Annotated in this window: 17 protein-coding genes; 13 read left to right on the top strand and 4 right to left on the bottom strand. The window is 35.4% G+C overall.

Features of this window, described 5'->3' with window-relative positions:
* Window positions 1–4: 4 nt before the first annotated feature.
* Window positions 5–709 carry a ParB/RepB/Spo0J family partition protein gene (locus tag CH364_RS16850; protein WP_100744862.1) on the bottom strand — a complete coding sequence of 235 codons (705 nt, stop codon included), beginning with the start codon at window positions 707–709 and terminating at the stop codon, window positions 5–7.
* Window positions 693–1,619: a ParA family protein gene (locus CH364_RS16845; protein ID WP_100744863.1), complete on the bottom strand. Its 927-nt coding sequence runs from the start codon at window positions 1,617–1,619 to the stop codon at window positions 693–695. Before CH364_RS16845 ends, CH364_RS16850 begins: the two co-directional genes overlap by 17 nt.
* A 186-nt stretch (window positions 1,620–1,805) precedes the next feature.
* Here CH364_RS16845 and CH364_RS16840 point away from each other — a divergent pair, with 186 nt between their 5' ends.
* Genes CH364_RS16840 through CH364_RS16825 form a run of 4 tightly spaced genes read left to right on the top strand, consistent with a single transcriptional unit; the run spans window position 1,806 to window position 5,292 of the window.
* A complete protein-coding gene (locus CH364_RS16840) occupies window positions 1,806–2,849 on the top strand; it encodes a putative porin (RefSeq protein WP_100744864.1) in 1,044 nt (347 codons plus the stop codon).
* Window positions 2,850–2,869: 20 nt separating this feature from the next.
* Window positions 2,870–3,544 (top strand): M48 family metallopeptidase, encoded by a 675-nt coding sequence (locus CH364_RS16835; protein ID WP_100744865.1) that lies wholly within the window; start codon window positions 2,870–2,872, stop codon window positions 3,542–3,544.
* A complete protein-coding gene (locus tag CH364_RS16830; protein ID WP_100744866.1) occupies window positions 3,545–4,033 on the top strand; it encodes a low molecular weight protein-tyrosine-phosphatase in 489 nt (162 codons plus the stop codon).
* Window positions 4,021–5,292, top strand: coding sequence for an NAD(P)/FAD-dependent oxidoreductase (locus tag CH364_RS16825; protein ID WP_100744867.1), 1,272 nt, complete (start codon window positions 4,021–4,023; stop codon window positions 5,290–5,292). The genes CH364_RS16830 and CH364_RS16825 overlap by 13 nt, the downstream gene beginning before the upstream one ends.
* Here the strand turns inward: CH364_RS16825 and CH364_RS16820 are convergent.
* A complete protein-coding gene (locus CH364_RS16820; protein ID WP_100744868.1) occupies window positions 5,278–5,532 on the bottom strand; it encodes a hypothetical protein in 255 nt (84 codons plus the stop codon). The genes CH364_RS16825 and CH364_RS16820 overlap by 15 nt on opposite strands.
* Window positions 5,533–5,961 carry a hypothetical protein gene (locus tag CH364_RS16815; RefSeq protein ID WP_100744869.1) on the bottom strand — a complete coding sequence of 143 codons (429 nt, stop codon included), beginning with the start codon at window positions 5,959–5,961 and terminating at the stop codon, window positions 5,533–5,535.
* Window positions 5,962–6,052: 91 nt separating this feature from the next.
* Here CH364_RS16815 and CH364_RS16810 point away from each other — a divergent pair, with 91 nt between their 5' ends.
* The 9 genes from CH364_RS16810 to CH364_RS16770 are packed head-to-tail and all read left to right on the top strand — an operon-like array spanning window position 6,053 to window position 15,526.
* A complete protein-coding gene (locus tag CH364_RS16810; RefSeq protein WP_100744870.1) occupies window positions 6,053–6,889 on the top strand; it encodes an alpha/beta fold hydrolase in 837 nt (278 codons plus the stop codon).
* 17 nt (window positions 6,890–6,906) lie between these two features.
* Window positions 6,907–7,449 carry a PaaI family thioesterase gene (locus CH364_RS16805; RefSeq protein WP_100744871.1) on the top strand — a complete coding sequence of 181 codons (543 nt, stop codon included), beginning with the start codon at window positions 6,907–6,909 and terminating at the stop codon, window positions 7,447–7,449.
* Window positions 7,446–8,765 carry an LIC20035 family adhesin gene (locus CH364_RS16800; RefSeq protein ID WP_100744872.1) on the top strand — a complete coding sequence of 440 codons (1,320 nt, stop codon included), beginning with the start codon at window positions 7,446–7,448 and terminating at the stop codon, window positions 8,763–8,765. Before CH364_RS16805 ends, CH364_RS16800 begins: the two co-directional genes overlap by 4 nt.
* The gene (locus tag CH364_RS16795; RefSeq protein ID WP_100744873.1) at window positions 8,756–9,736 is read left to right on the top strand and encodes an AAA family ATPase; all 981 of its coding nucleotides are present in this window, start codon (window positions 8,756–8,758) and stop codon (window positions 9,734–9,736) included. Before CH364_RS16800 ends, CH364_RS16795 begins: the two co-directional genes overlap by 10 nt.
* Window positions 9,737–10,555, top strand: a complete 819-nt coding sequence (locus CH364_RS16790) for a DUF58 domain-containing protein (RefSeq protein WP_100744874.1) — start codon at window positions 9,737–9,739, stop codon at window positions 10,553–10,555. It begins immediately after the preceding gene.
* Entirely contained in the window at window positions 10,548–11,387 is an 840-nt protein-coding gene (locus tag CH364_RS16785) for an LB_053 family protein (RefSeq protein WP_100744875.1), read from the top strand. Before CH364_RS16790 ends, CH364_RS16785 begins: the two co-directional genes overlap by 8 nt.
* On the top strand, window positions 11,387–12,343 hold the full coding sequence (batA, locus tag CH364_RS16780; RefSeq protein ID WP_100744876.1) for a VWA domain-containing protein BatA: 957 nt from the start codon (window positions 11,387–11,389) through the stop codon (window positions 12,341–12,343). The genes CH364_RS16785 and batA overlap by 1 nt, the downstream gene beginning before the upstream one ends.
* Window positions 12,340–13,971, top strand: a complete 1,632-nt coding sequence (batB, locus tag CH364_RS16775) for a VWA domain-containing protein BatB (protein ID WP_100744877.1) — start codon at window positions 12,340–12,342, stop codon at window positions 13,969–13,971. Before batA ends, batB begins: the two co-directional genes overlap by 4 nt.
* Window positions 13,955–15,526 carry a BatD family protein gene (locus CH364_RS16770; protein WP_100744878.1) on the top strand — a complete coding sequence of 524 codons (1,572 nt, stop codon included), beginning with the start codon at window positions 13,955–13,957 and terminating at the stop codon, window positions 15,524–15,526. Before batB ends, CH364_RS16770 begins: the two co-directional genes overlap by 17 nt.
* The last annotated feature ends 1 nt before the right edge of the window (window position 15,527 follow it).

The raw sequence follows: 15,527 nt of genomic DNA, 5'->3' as shown, positions 1-15,527 counted from the left end.
TCCTCTATTCGTTTATTCCGTATTTTTTTTTGAGCAAGGTTAGTTCTTTCAAAAAGTTATCTCTCACTTTTCCACTAAGTTTGCCTACATTGATACTAATACGGCCTGGTCCAATCCGGGGTGAAATCATTTCACCCCCTCTGTTTTCTTTACGTTTTAGTAATTCTTCTAGATTTTTCACTGAGAGTGGTTTTCCACTAATCATTAGTTCCATCACTGATTTTTGATCCAATCGAGCGATACTACTAAGTTGTTTGACATACCTTCCACTGTAACCCAACAATTCCGAAACTTCTTCGGCAGTTTTGCGTTTTTCTTTACGTAAGAACTGAATTGCTTTTCCAACTTCCCAAGGATTTAAATTCTTTCTCTTTTCGTTTTCAGCAAGAGACATTTCATAACAAACATCCTCATTTGCATCAGTAATGATTGCAGGAATCTCTTTCCAACCCAATTTGATGGCAGCTCGGTATCGGCGTTCTCCAGCGACGATCAGGTATTTTCCCTTATCCTTTCGAACAAGTATTGGTTCAATCAATCCTAATCTTTCCATTGAAGGTAACAGGTCGGTTGTGTCTTCTCGGCCAATCAACCGTGGTTGGGTTGGATTTGGAAAAATCTGGCTTAACTCTAAATGAGACGGATTTTTTTTCTTTTCAGAGTAGGCAGAGATTAGATCTAAAGCTTGAAATTCAGTTTTTTTGGACATCGATTTTGTTTTTAACCTCTATTGCAAGTTCTCTAAAATTTTTCATAGTTGCTAAATCAATTTTAGCAAGAAGTGACATCTTTGCCTGGGCCTGAGGGATTGCTTCGCGCCTCTGAATGACTGTTTCAAAAACAGGAAAATATTTTTTTACCCCTTCCGCTAATCCAGCAAGCGCCTTTTGGCCTTCATACTGATTCAAAACTGCACCAAGCAACTTTAACCTTTGGTTTGCTTTCCTCTGGATCTTTTGAATTGTTTCATACAAATCTTTAATCCCTTGCAAACTAAAAGCTCGTGTTTGAATAGGAACAAGTATATAGTCAGCACAAATAAGCGCATTTTCGAGAATAAGTCCAAGTGATGGTGGACAATCTATAATTATATACTCATAACGTGACCGGAGAGGGAGAATGGCTTCTTTCAATAATTCAAAATCATCTCTTTCATATGGCGTGGTTAAATTTGCAAGTTCCAAAGTAGAAGGTAGTAAATCAAAATTTTCCCCAATAGCCTTAATCGCTGGTTCAATATTTCGCGCTTTTTTTCCTCTATACCCTAGATAGTCCATAACCGAAGGAACATCATCTTTTAAAAAAAGTTGAGTAGCATTTGCTTGCGGATCCCAATCAACCAAAAGCACTTTATGATTTTCAGCAAGTGCCTCAGCCAAATACAAACTTATCGTGGTTTTTCCCTCCCCTCCTTTTTGATTCGAAATAGCAATCACATGACTATCGAAACCATCGGAATCAGTTGGTTCAAAGTATTTAAGTAGGACAGATTGTCTAAATTCACCCGATTTCCATCCAGGAATCTTTAGGGCAGATGCCTTGGCAGTGAATTCTTCCGAATTCAAACCAACAAACTTACCCGCTTCTTCTTCAGTCAATATTGGATCTGATTTGCCCATAACCTACATAAATGATGTTAGCTCCGTCTAGAGTGTCAATTTAATTATGTCTCTTAGGGGTGAAATCATTTCACCCCTAAGAGACAAGTCGTCAGACAATTCGAATCATAATGAAGCATCAATCGATCCCTCCTGAAGTTATAATTTAGGAATTTACAACTTATAGGTGGAATAGAACCTACGTTGGTGCCTAAATTTTTCCACATACCTACACTTTTTTTATTCCTGAGTCTTTCTTCAGTTTCTGCAGAAGTAATCTGGGGACCAACAGTAGAAAGATCAGGCGGTGAGTATATTTTCGAAACAGGAAATAAGTATCCAAATCTATCGGGAATACGAGGTGGCTCAAGAATCAGCTTTCCAAGAACATTTCCTTTATTCGGAATCCAAGGAATTTTCACAAAAGAGCGATGGGAAATCAGTGGTTCATTAAAAACCACTATTTGGTATCAAAAATCTGGCGAAGCGAGAGATGAAGATTTTGTACTAGGATCTGTTTCAACAGAAAATGGCACTAAAATTGCCACACGAGAATGGAGTTACAGAGATTCTGCAACAATCTATTCAGGAAGCCGTAACTTCGCTGATGGCAAAGGAAAATCTACCGTTTACGAAAACAAAGCTGAAGTTTATGGTCGCTATTATTTCCAAAATGCAAATCCTAATTATTGGGCCAATGGGTCAGGTTTTTTCTTTTCCACCGGCGCAAGGTACTCATACTTCAAATATTTATTCTATGACGTAAATCAGTTTATAGATACGAGCCCCGTTTTCTATGGCCCGATTGGGAATGGTCTTAGTTTTTCAAACGATCTATGGGAGTTTTTTTTCGGGGGCGGATACCGTTATTCATCAGGTGATTTTTATCTTGATCTAAGTTTTATGCCATCAATCGGAAGGATCAAAACAAGAGATTTTCACGTACAAAGATCCATCAATTTTTTCTCAGAGAATTATGGCATCGGCTGGGCTTCAAAAGTTGAAGTCGGATATAAAATTAATTCCACTTGGTTAAGTTACTTAAGAATTAATCACCGCAGGTTTTTTTCAGAAGGTAGGTTTACTTCACAAGGTGGCTTAACTGCCGAAGATATTGCTTCAAATTTAGTCAGCGGCTTTAAATCACATATCAATATCAAAGATTATAGCATTGAGATTGGAGCCTTAAATAAAATAGATTGGCTTCAAACGAAAAGCAATGCAGAAAAAATAGAAACAAATACCGAATAGTGAATTTAGTTTAACATATAATGGAAGAAATCACAATAGAGCGAAAACCCAGCAAAGGCGGAAATATATCTTTAGTAGTGTATCAAAATGGTAAAGTTATACTAAAACACCCTGCAAAAGTATCCAAAAAACAATTAGATGAATTCCTTTCAGAAAAAAGAGAATGGATTCTTACCAAACTAAAACAACTTCCAAAGGACATCCCCAAAAAGTTAAAATTCGAAAATAACGAAATAACACATCTATTCGGAAATTTGACGACAATCCAACTAGCGCCCAAAGGAAAATTTAGCGTTCCCGGAGAGACCATTCTAATTCCGAAAACGAACAGTGAAAAGTCACAAATACAAAAAGGAAAACAGACTTTTCGAGACTTGTTATTTAAAAAAATCGAACCCATGGTCCAAAGCATAACCCAATCTTTAAACACTAAAGTAACAAAAATTTCGATAAAACCAATGAGATCACTTTGGGGAAGTTGTAACTCTAGAAACCAAATTTCATTGAACCTTAGTTTGGTACATTGTCCAGACCAAATCATTGAATATATAGTATTACATGAAATAGCACATACAATTGAACATAACCATTCTTCGAAATTTTGGAAGATTGTAGAATCTCAAAACCCAAATTACAAAATGGCTGAGAAGTGGTTAAAAGAAGTTGGGAAAAAATATATCTATTACCTCAATTAAATGAAACAAAAAATCAAAATACTCTTTATATGTTTAGGAAATATCTGCCGTTCACCAGCAGCTGAAGGTGCATTTAACAATTTAGTAAAATCAAAAAACTTAACAGAATTCTTCGAGATAGATTCATGCGGGACTTCAGGTTATCATGACGGTGACTTAGCTGACCCTAGAACGCGTAAAATTGCAGAAAAAAGAGGAATCAACTTAACACATAGATCAAGAAAACTGAATAAGAAAGATTTAACTTATTTTGACTATTTATTGGTTATGGACGAGAACAACTTTCAAGATGTAATCAGTCTAACAAATGACCTTAGAATCCGTGAGAAATTATTTCTGTTTGGTCAATTTAGAAGCGATAAAGGACCGCCCATTGTCCCAGATCCATACTATAAAAACGAAACAGCTTTTGAGTTGGTCCAGGATCTTGTGGAAGACTGCTCCATTGGGTTTCTAAATTTTTTAGGAGTAGAAGAATGCCTCAAATAAAGAAAAAAATCTTAATCATTGGAGCTGGATTTGGCGGATTACAGGTAATCAAATCACTTGCAAACAAGAGTTCTTTTGAAATTACCGTAGTTGATAAAAAAAATCACCATCTTTTCCAACCTCTTTTATACCAAGTTGCCACTGCAGTTTTGTCGCCAGCTGACATTGCCATCCCCTCTAGATCTATTACTACTAAATATAAAAATGTAAAAATTTTATTAGGTGATGTGACTGAGGTCGACTTTAAAAACAGAAAAGTCAAATTTCAAAATAATTCAGAATCCTATGACTATTTAATTTTAGCTACAGGAGCAAGGACTAGCTATTTTGGAAACAATAGTTGGAAAGAAAAAACACTAGGACTCAAAAATCTCAAAGATGCACTGGCTATCCGAAGAAGAATATTACTTTCCTTTGAACAAGCCGAATTAATCGGAAATTATGAAAAGGCAAAAAGTTTTATGCATTACGTAATCATTGGCGGTGGTCCTACGGGTGTTGAACTTGCTGGCTCAATAGCAGAACTATCACACAATATTATCAGAAAAGACTTCAGAAATATTGATTCCGGAATGACTAAGGTGACACTCATTGAAGCTGGACCTAGACTACTTACTGCATTCAGTGAAAAATCTAGCAAGTTCACTAAAGAAAAATTAGAGAATAGGGGTGTGGAAGTTCTTACAAATTCGCCAGTTTTAGACATCACGGATACTGGTGTTGTCCTCAAAGACAGAACGATCGAATCAAAAACTGTGATTTGGGCAGCTGGAGTGGAAGGTTCAGAACTTGCCAAAAATCTACCAGTTAACAAAGATAAGGCGAACAGGATTATAGTAGATGAATACTGCAGAACTTCTGAATATCCAGAAGTATTCGTTATAGGCGATGCAGCAAATTACAGCACAGGACTAACTAGGCCATTACCAGGAGTTTCACCTGTAGCCATGCAACAAGGGAGATACGTTGCAAAAGTTATTGAATCAACTGAAAAAAAGAAAATGATTTCTCCATTTCATTATTTTGACAAAGGAAATATGGCAACCATAGGAAGAACCGATGCAGTTGCTGAATTCGGAAAAATTCGACTAAAAGGAATTTTTGGCTGGCTTGGATGGTTGTTTGTCCACCTCGTTTATCAAGTTGGATTTAAAAACAAAGTAAGTACCTTACTTAGTTGGGTATGGAGTTACTTAACGTTCCGTGCAGGATCAAGACTAATCCAAGAAGAAATGGATGAACTTTCAATTCGATCTTAGATTGAATTTATTTTTATCTGCTTCGGACATACATTTTTTATAGGCAATTTCAGTATTTCCAATCCATACCAAGCTGTTTTGTTCCGTATTTCCTCCCGTTGTATGTCTTTCTAAAATGGGTAACATAAAGAGGTAACTTCTTTTTCTAGTGGTTTCGCATTCAACTCGGAATTGTTCTTCACGAGAGAGTTGTGCACAGGTTAAAAAAGATAAGAATAAAACAACTGTAATTCGACTCATTTACTTTGATTCACCTAACAAAACTTTTAAATTTTCCAACTCTTTCGATTCTTCCTTGGATAAATAATTCTGGTTGGCTTCAAGAAAACTAATGTCTTCTTCAGCTTTTTTGAGTTGAGTCATTTTGTATTCAGGTTTGTGAGTCACTTTCAATACAATTTCTCCTTTATACCCAGTCTCCCCATTAGCTTCCAAAATTATGGACTTCACCCGTTTTAAATACAATGGAATTAGGTCACGGATCGTAGCACTGCTGGCATATTCAGAAATACCAAAACTCAATAGGCTAATTTTTTTTCTGTGAATCTCAGTAGATCCCGCCTTTTCTTCACAATCAGTTAAACTATTACAAGTAGACTTGGGTTTGATTTCTGCAGCTAGCAGTATTCCAAAAGAAAAAACAAAGGTTAGAAAAAGAAAACGACTCATGAACAAATTCAATTAAAAAAGTAAAAAAGAATCAAGCCTAAATCCAAAAGATAAATGTTTACAATCGGACGGAATCCAAAAGCCTTAGGTTATGTTGCCCATATCTATTCGCACAAAATTCCACACCATCGAGGGAGTTGAGTGGGGGAATCCTCAAGGAATACCAATCCTTGCTTTTCACGGTTGGTTAGATAATGCAAATAGTTTTGCGCCTCTTGCAAAATATTTTCCAAACTACCGCTTTATATCTATTGATTTTCCAGGACATGGGAAATCTAGTCACAAACCAGAAAACACAGTTTACTATTTTGCGGAATACACTTTGGAAGTTGTGTCCATCGCCCAAGCGCTAGGTCTAGAAAATTTTATTTTGATGGCACACTCAATGGGTGCAGCTGTCTCTACGTTAGTTGCCGGAACAAATCTTTTAAAAATCAAAAAATTAGTACTTATCGAATCACTTGGCCCATTGACAAACCTTTCAGAATCTGCGCCAGAAATACTTACAGAAGCAATCAAACAGATACTTCATCCGAGAGGGAAAAAAGAAACTTACTTTCCTGATATGGAGTCAGCAGTGGGAGTTCGAATGAAAGCTGGAGATATGAAAAAAGAATCAGCAGAAATTCTTATGGAACGAGGGATTGAAAAAACACAAAACGGGTTTAAACCAAGAAGAGATTTAAGACTACATTATAATTCTTTCTTTCGTTATACGGAAGAACAAATTGAATCATTCTGCAAAAGAATCGACTGTCCAACTTTACTGATATTAGGTGATAGATCAGGATTTCCAATCGCCGAAAAATATAAAAATAGAAAAGATGCTGTTAAAAATATAAAGGAAGTCATTTTGCCAGGAGGGCACCATTTGCATATGGATTCTCCTGAAGAAGTTTCTGCTGCCATCATCGATTTTTTAAAATAAAAAACCAAGGACTATGAATGAACAAACCTATAGAAAATCCTTCCAAACATGGATATGAAATCCATCATGATACGTGCTTCGGATGTGGAAAAGAAAATCCATTAGGGCTCGTAGCGGATTTTACATTTCACGACGAAACCGGGGAAGTAAACTTTACTTATAGTTTCAAAAGAATGTATAATGGTGCACCCGGCTTTGTTCATGGAGGCATATTATCAACAGTTTTAGATGAGGCAATGGGTGGGCTTTGTTTCCATTTAGGTTATATAGTTATGACCGACACAATGAGTTTTAAATTTCACAAAGCAACTCCAGTAGAAAAAGAACTACTAATACGTGCTTGGCCAATCAAAAAAGCAAAACGAAAAGTATTCTTAGAATGTGAACTCACTTCACTTGACGGTGAAATTTTATACGTAAAAGGGGAGGGCGCCTTCCACATTCTTCCTCCACGATTTTTTTCTGATAAATTAACAGGCGGAAAAATTGCGATTGCGAATGAATTATTATCAGTAAATAAATTGAAACGTGCACATCTCTTTGATAGGATAGAAACATGAAATCGAAACTTCTTTACTTACTCATCACTACATTACTCATACAATGTTCAGGTGCTTCCATAAAAGACGGATCAGGCGACCAGGAGTTTGAGTTAAAATTAACAAAAGGCAAATGGATCAGAACTGAAAGATTTAAAAACTCTGGCGGAATTCGTGCTATCGGTGAAGTGAAGGCAGAGTGTGGAGGGACAAAGTGTACGGACGACCAAGTAACAAAGTTTGCCCCTGCAAAAATTAAATCACTCCCAAAACATGGATCTTGGGAAGAATACATTCAATTCGAACAGCCTGGTTCCACAGCGGAAAATCCAAAATACAAATCTACACTTGACCAAGTAGGTGAATATGTTGACGGGAAAAAAAACGGTATTTGGAAAAAACCTGATCCAGATAGTCCGCAAAAATTTTTGGCTGAAACACCATGGGTAGATGGAAAAAAGGAAGGAGTTGCCAAAACTTTTGACAAACAAGGAACAGTCACATCTGAAACAACATATGTTGATGATAAAAAAAATGGACCTTATTATCGAAAAAACAACAAAGGGGAATGGGTCGAACAAGGATCCTTCAAAGATAACGAAGAAGACGGCGAGTGGACATATTACTTCGTTGGTGCTGATGGGAACGGAATAAAAACAAAAGTTTCCTTTAGTAATGGCTTAAAGAATGGCCAAGAAATTAACTATTACAAAGACGGGGCTGCGGAATCTCAAGGTTCATATTCATCTGACATCCGAAGTGGTTTATGGAAAATGTTTGGTGCAAAAGGAAACATTCTTGCCGAAGGAAATTATTCCAAAAAAGAAAATTCTGAAAACTTAGACATTAAATATGAAAGAACTGGAATTTGGAAAGAATACTACTCGGATGGAAAACTATTTGGAACTGGTCCAAGAAAACATACAAGAACCGGGGAATGGAAGTTCTATTATAAAAATGGACAAGTAGCTTATCACGGAATTATGGCAAACGAAAGTATGTTGGAATCTGCTAGAGTATATGACAATACTGGTAAAATTCTTGGAGATGGTAAATTTTTCTTTTCACTAGTAAAGATAGACGAAGAAACACAAGATCTAAAACTAAACTATAAACCAAGCATTCCGTATACATACTTTTATCCTTCAGGGAAAAAACGTATGGTCATTCGATCTACAGAAGATGCAACCGAATATTCAGAAGAAGGAAAAGAAATAGGCAAGGGGCCAGTGGAACCTCAAGGAAGAAAAATGGGATGTTGGACCATTGGAGGTAAAACTGAATACTATATGATTGATAAACCAATGCCAAAAATGACTCCATCACAATGCAAATAAACAAAGAACAAATTACAGAAATATCCGACCAAGTAAAATTACTTAGGTCGGAATTGTCAGAATCTATTTCAGGGATGGATCATGTCATCCAATCTCTTTTTGTAGGACTTGTTGCTAATGGGCATATTCTATTAGAAGGAATGCCCGGACTTGCAAAGACCTTGGTCGCCAAAAACTTAGCTTCTATCATTGATGCAAAGTTTTCGAGAGTGCAGTTCACACCAGATTTATTGCCAGCAGATCTAACGGGAACAAATATCTTTAACCCGAAAACCTCTTCCTTTGAAATCAGAAAAGGTCCCGTTTTCACCAATGTGCTATTAGCTGATGAAATCAACAGAGCTCCGGCCAAGGTTCAATCAGCATTATTACAGTGTATGGAAGAAAGACAAGTATCGATAGCGGATGAAACATTTGACCTTGAGCCTCCATTTTTTGTAATCGCAACACAAAACCCCATCGACCAGGAAGGAACTTATCCCCTTCCCGAAGCACAATTGGATCGTTTTTTGTTCAAAGTAATTGTCACTTATCCATCAATGGAGGATGAAGTTGCGATCTTAAACCAACATGGAAATTTAAACTCAGCAAAGAAAAAGACAAAAAAGGTAATGAAACCTAAAGAAATCCAAAAGATTTCAGAAATTTCAAATCAAGTATACGTTGAACCAAAACTACAAGCTTATATAGTTAACTTAACAAGAAACACACGACCACAAACCACAATCGACAATGAATTAAAAACTTTTATCCAACGTGGAGTTAGCCCAAGAGCAAGTCTTGCGATGCTAAAAGTGAGTCGAATCAATGCTCTTTTGGAAGGTAGAGATTTTGTAATCCCTGAAGACATCCAACGCTTTTTTTCCGAAATTGTAAAACATAGACTCCACTTAACCATAGATGCTATAAGCGAGGATATCAGCACAGATTCAATTATCAAACGAATCCTATCTGTTACGGAAGTTCCTTAGATGTTATTGCCAGAACTGAAACGTATGCTCCAAGTTTTGCAGTGGGAAACTAAAAAAAAGTTTTCATCAACTAGGCAAGGTTTTCTGCCAATGACCGAGAGAGGTCGTGGTTTGGATTTCAAAGAAGTACGAAACTATCATTTTGGAGATGATATTCGTTACATCGACTGGAATGTAACTTCAAGGACAGGCGAACTTTATACAAAGGAATATTACGAAGAGCGAGATGCCTCGATTATACTCTTTTATGACAGAAGTGATTCAATGTGCGATTCAAAAAAAGAGACAGCATTTCAAATTACTTTATTTTTAGCATTATTTCATATCAAACTAGGAAACAGAATCTTACTTGTAACATTTTCTGACACTTGCCAGTCTCCAGGGAAATGGCTAAAAACTGAAGCAGATGTTTTTACAGCATTTGCAAATATAGCAAAACAATCAAAAGGTGGTGGAACTAATTATTCCGATGCAAATCAATATGCTTTTAGACTCTACCCAAAATTTGCCACCTGTTATTGGATATCTGATTTTGTTGATTTTTCGAACTATCTGAACACAAACAAAATTATAAAAATTTGGGAACCAATCGGAATCTGGATTCAAGATGAAATAGATACAATACAATTTCCATTTTGGATAAAAATATTCGGAAGGATTTCACAAGAAAAACCAAATCTCAGAAACAAAAATACCACGTATCCGAATGATTTAAAAGCTGCTAAAAATTTTTTTGGTGTCAACCTAATCCAAATTAATCCAAACACAAAACTTTCGAATCAAATCTTACCACTATTCAAGATCAAAAGAAATGGCTAAATACATTCTACTAATTTTAGTTTCTTCTGTTTCTTTACTCGCAAGCCCCAAAGAAACAATTTTAGAAGAAGATATTTACGTAGGAGATACAATACACTATCAAATAGAATCAACTGATAAGAGCGATAGTAATTTACAAATGGAAGAAGGAGAAATCTACGAAGACGATACAATGCCTTCTTTCAGAATTTTTAATCTAAAAAAAGAAAACACAAAAATCAGCGCGTTCATTCTTTTTTTTAAACCAGGCGATTATATTCTTCCTGTGTTTTGGGAAGAAAATGGCGAACAAAAAAAATCCACAAAAGTGATTAAAGTCAAATCACAACTCCTTGGCACTGAAACGGATATCGATGACATTGAGCCTCCCATCAATTTTTCGGGACCATACTTATTTAGATTGTCCATCATATTACTTATCACGGCGATCAACTTATACTTGCTATATGCTCTTTATTTATACTGGAAGTCAAAACCAAAGATTGTGGATGCATTATGGGAAAAACAACCAACTTTAGAAGAAACAACTAAACGCCTTCATACGATAGAAATCTATCTAGAATCTGACTTAATCTATGAAAAGGAACTGGCATTTAAGATTAGTGAGTATCTGAAAGAGGTTTATTCCAAAAGATTAAACAAAAACCTATTAGGAAAAACTGATTCCGAATTTTTGGTAGAACTTTTCGACAGAACTCATATTGATGAATCCATACTACGAAATCTAAGAATTTACTTTAGAAAAACAAAGTACGACCATAACCATACTAAACTCCAAAGAATTGAAGCCATCGACATTTGGGAAAAAATCAAAAAGGAACTAGAACTATAATGTTTGAACAGTTCCAAAGACCATATCTTTTACTTTTAATCATCCCATTACTATTAGTGGGACTTTACCAATGGAAAACGAAAAATCTTGGAGGAGTTTTGCTCATCCAATCCGATCGATTTCAAAAACAACAATCCCTCATTTTCAAAAATCTTAGAACTATTTTCTTAATACTTTCAGAAACACTTTTTTATATCGCAGGAATATTTTTGGTAATTGCCTCAGCTGGACCCGGAGAAAAATACAAACTAACACCCGATATTACCAGTGGCATTGATATCATGATCGCACTTGACATCTCCGGTTCAATGGTTAATTCCTATGATTTTTTGCCTAAAAATAGACTTACCGTCTCAAAAGAACTATTACGAGAGTTTGTTCAAAAAAGAATGTATGATCGAATTGGAATCGTATTATTTGCAGGAGCAGCTTACCTACAGTCTCCTTTGTCGAGTGATCGATATGCATTGGACGAATTGATTTCAGAAACTTCAGATGAAGATATCACGGAACAAGGAACAGCTGTAGGGGATGCTCTTGTACTTTCCACATACCGATTAAAGGATTCACAAGCTAAATCAAAAATTATTATTTTACTTACCGATGGAGTTTCCAATACAGGAAAATTGGATCCAGAAACTGCTTCTTTTGCTGCGAAGGCCTATGGAATCAAAGTATATTCAATAGGGATAGGAAAAGAGCAAGGCCAATATGAAGTTAATTATGAATCGTTGGAAACAATCTCCGAAAGTACGAACGGGAGATTCTTTCGTGCAGAATCGCCCGAAGTTTTACAAGAAGTTTTAAACGAAATCAATGGATTAGAAACTGTCGAACTACCTTCAAAACCAATGGAAATTCACGAAACACATTTCCCTTCGGCACTAGTTGTTTTTTTTGCCACGCTAGGATTAGCAGGATTCTTTTTAATTTTCCCACTAACAGAAAAGCTATGACAGATATTAAACTCATAACAACAATTGCAATCATATCGATTTTTATCTGGACAATTGTATTTTCAGGAAAACTATTCGTAAATATTAAAGCCAATTTCTTTAAAGAGACCCATTCCAACTTAAAAAACAGAATATTCACAGCGAATACAAGAATGTATTCTTTAAGAATCTTTTGTTTCCTTTTATCTCTTTTATTGGCTTTTTATTCATTATTTAAAGTAAAATCAACAGAAATAGAATCTACAAAAGAATTTGAATCGACTGACATTTTGTTTGTTGTCGATGTTAGTTTGTCGATGAACGCAATTGACGTAAGGCCAAACCGACTCAAAAGATTTCAGGATTTAGCATTACGGATTCTTCCGGACCTTAAAGGAAATAGGATTGGAATTGTTGTTTTCGCGGGGCAATCCTTTTCCTTTTGCCCACTCACCGCTGATATTGCAGCAGTGTCCGATTACATTCAGGCATTGGGCGTAGAAATGGTCGGAGCCAAAGGCACAGACCTCTCAGTTGCATTAAACCGAGTTAAACAAATTAGAAAAAAAAACAATAACCTCTCTTCTCAAATCACAATCATTGTCTCTGATGGTGAAGACCACCAAAACCAAACTATACCACCTATCGATGGCGATGTGATAGTCTGGGGAATTGGCACAGAAGATGGAGGAAACATCGAATACCGCGATCCCAGCACTGGAAGAGGTGGTTATGTGACAATGGATGCCGGGATTTCTGAATCCATCTCATCACCTAATTTAGTAATTTCACAAATGAACGTCTCTAAGTTGCAATCAATAGCAAACCAAAATAAAGGAACCTACTATGACGTTTCCTTCCAAGCAGACGGGGCTTACGCTTTGATTGACACAGTCAAAACAGCAAAAAAAAGAAAAATCCAAACAATAGAACGCTATAAAAATGAAGATGGTGCTCATCCATATTTAATTGCTGCATTCTTCTTTTTGTTTTTTGAGCGAATCTTAAATCTATTTTTGCAAAAAAGTCCCAAAGGTATCTTTACATTCGCATTTATTATTTTAACCTTAGCGGGACAAAAAGTATATGCGTGGGAATTAGATCCTGGTGGCAATTCAATCGAAAGAGGGTTAAAATCTTATCAAAACAAAAATTATAACGAAAGCCAAAAGGAATTTGAAAAAGCAAAAGAATACATTCATGACGATCCAAGGTTATTATACAATGAATCTGCCGCAGCTTATCAATTAGGACAATACAAAGAAGCAATAGAAATTGCTGAAAAAATATTAACTAATCCCAAATCAGACAATGAACTAAAAGCAAAAACAAATTTCAATTTAGGAAATATTTATTCAAAATTAGGTGATAAAAAAAATGCTCTAAAATCCTATTCAAAAACGTTAGAACTAGACCCAAACTATCTTTCTGCAAAAAAAAATATAGAACACTTAACAAAAAAATCAGAAAACCAAAATAAACAAAACCAAAAAGAACAAGAACCAAAAGGAGGGCCTCCTTCTAAACAGGAAAAACAAACCAAAAAAGAAGAAAAAACGGATGCAGAAAAGATATTAGATCCTTTTTCACAAGACTCTATTCTCAAAAATAAAAAAGGAGGTTCATTTGATAATGAAAAATTTTGGTAAGATAGGCCATATATTAATTCTCTTTTATTTATTTCCTTTTGCTGCTATTTTACCTTCCGATGTAGAATTTCATTTTTATCCAAACGAATTTTCATTAGGGGAGAATGCTAAACTAGAAGTAAGAGCTCACGGTGATAAAGTATTTAGAGCCATTCAAACAAATATAAAACAAAACGGAGTTCGTATCCGGTTTTCAGGAAGTGGGACAGAAACACAAATTATCAATTTTAAAGTTTCAAAAGCACAAATACTTAACTTTTATGTAGATACAGAGACGGAAGGTACGTTTCAACTTCCAGAAGTAACAGTAGAATACGACAACCGAAAGTATCAATCACCGCCAATACAATTCAAAGTAAGCAAAAGAAGCAAACATTCACAAAATCAATTTTTTAATCCTTTCCAACTCGAAGAAAACGAAATTCCATCTGAAGGATCTCCAGAAGTAGTGTTTCACACTAATAAAAATGTTTTTTACAAAGGAGAACCCATCGTTGGCTATTTTGTACTCTACTACAATGGATATAGACAACCATTTCTAGAAAGAGATCCAAACCAATCGATATCATTTCCTTATTTCCTTTCAGAAACTCTAAGACAAGTTTCCGTACAAATTGAACCAGAAGTCCAAAGAAAAAATGTTCTAAAAAAAACTTTAGTTTATGATAAAGAAATCTACGGATTAACTCCAATTAAATCTGGGAAATTTAAAATAGGAAAAACTAAATTCATTGCAGGTGATAGTTTAAGGTTCAACTCGTTACAAGAAACCGTAAATTCAATGCCAGCGACAGTCACAGTATTAAATCTTCCACCGAATCCACCCATTGGTTTTTCAGGTGCCATAGGAAATTTTCAATTAAACCTAACTAATTTTCCAAAAGAAGTTAACAAAGGTGAAACTGCTTATTTCGAAATTACAATAGAAGGGGAGGGCGGCTATGAAGGAATCGCACCTTCACCTGAATCAAAAACAGAATACCAATTAATTTCACAGTCAAGAACCAAAACATTTAAAAAATTAGATTCTGGTGATTATGGTTTTTATTCTGTTGTTAGGTTTTCTTATGGATACCAAGTAAACCAAACAAATAAACTCCAATTGGAACCATACCGATTTAGTTTCTTTTCTTTAAAAGAATCTACGTATAAAACTCTCTCGATACAATTCCCAACTTTGCAGATTCTATCGGAAAAGAAAAAAGAACTAAAAAAAGAATCTACACCCACTGCAACTCCGAACCCACCTTCAATTTTTGTATTAGTTTTTCTTGCCGTATTTGGCATACTTTCGTACCTGGGATATAGAAAGTATCGATTGAATCAAAAGGTAAAGGAATTTGCAGATATGGTTCAAAGTTTCGGAAAAAAAAGAAATATATTCTTAGCAGATTATCTAAAAAGACAAGGATTGGCTGAGGACGGTATTCAATTTCTAATATTTCTGGTTGAAAAATCGGATACCGAAACGCCAAAAAAAACATTCTTATCTTTGTCCAAAACCGACAAAACAAAAGTTTTTAAAATAGCAAAACAATTAAACACAAAGGAGTAAT

Origin of the sequence: Leptospira harrisiae (genome assembly GCF_002811945.1) — a bacterium.
Classification (GTDB): domain Bacteria; phylum Spirochaetota; class Leptospiria; order Leptospirales; family Leptospiraceae; genus Leptospira_A; species Leptospira_A harrisiae.
Note: the sequence above shows the minus strand (reverse complement) of the source record. Positions and strands in the feature narration are given on the sequence as shown.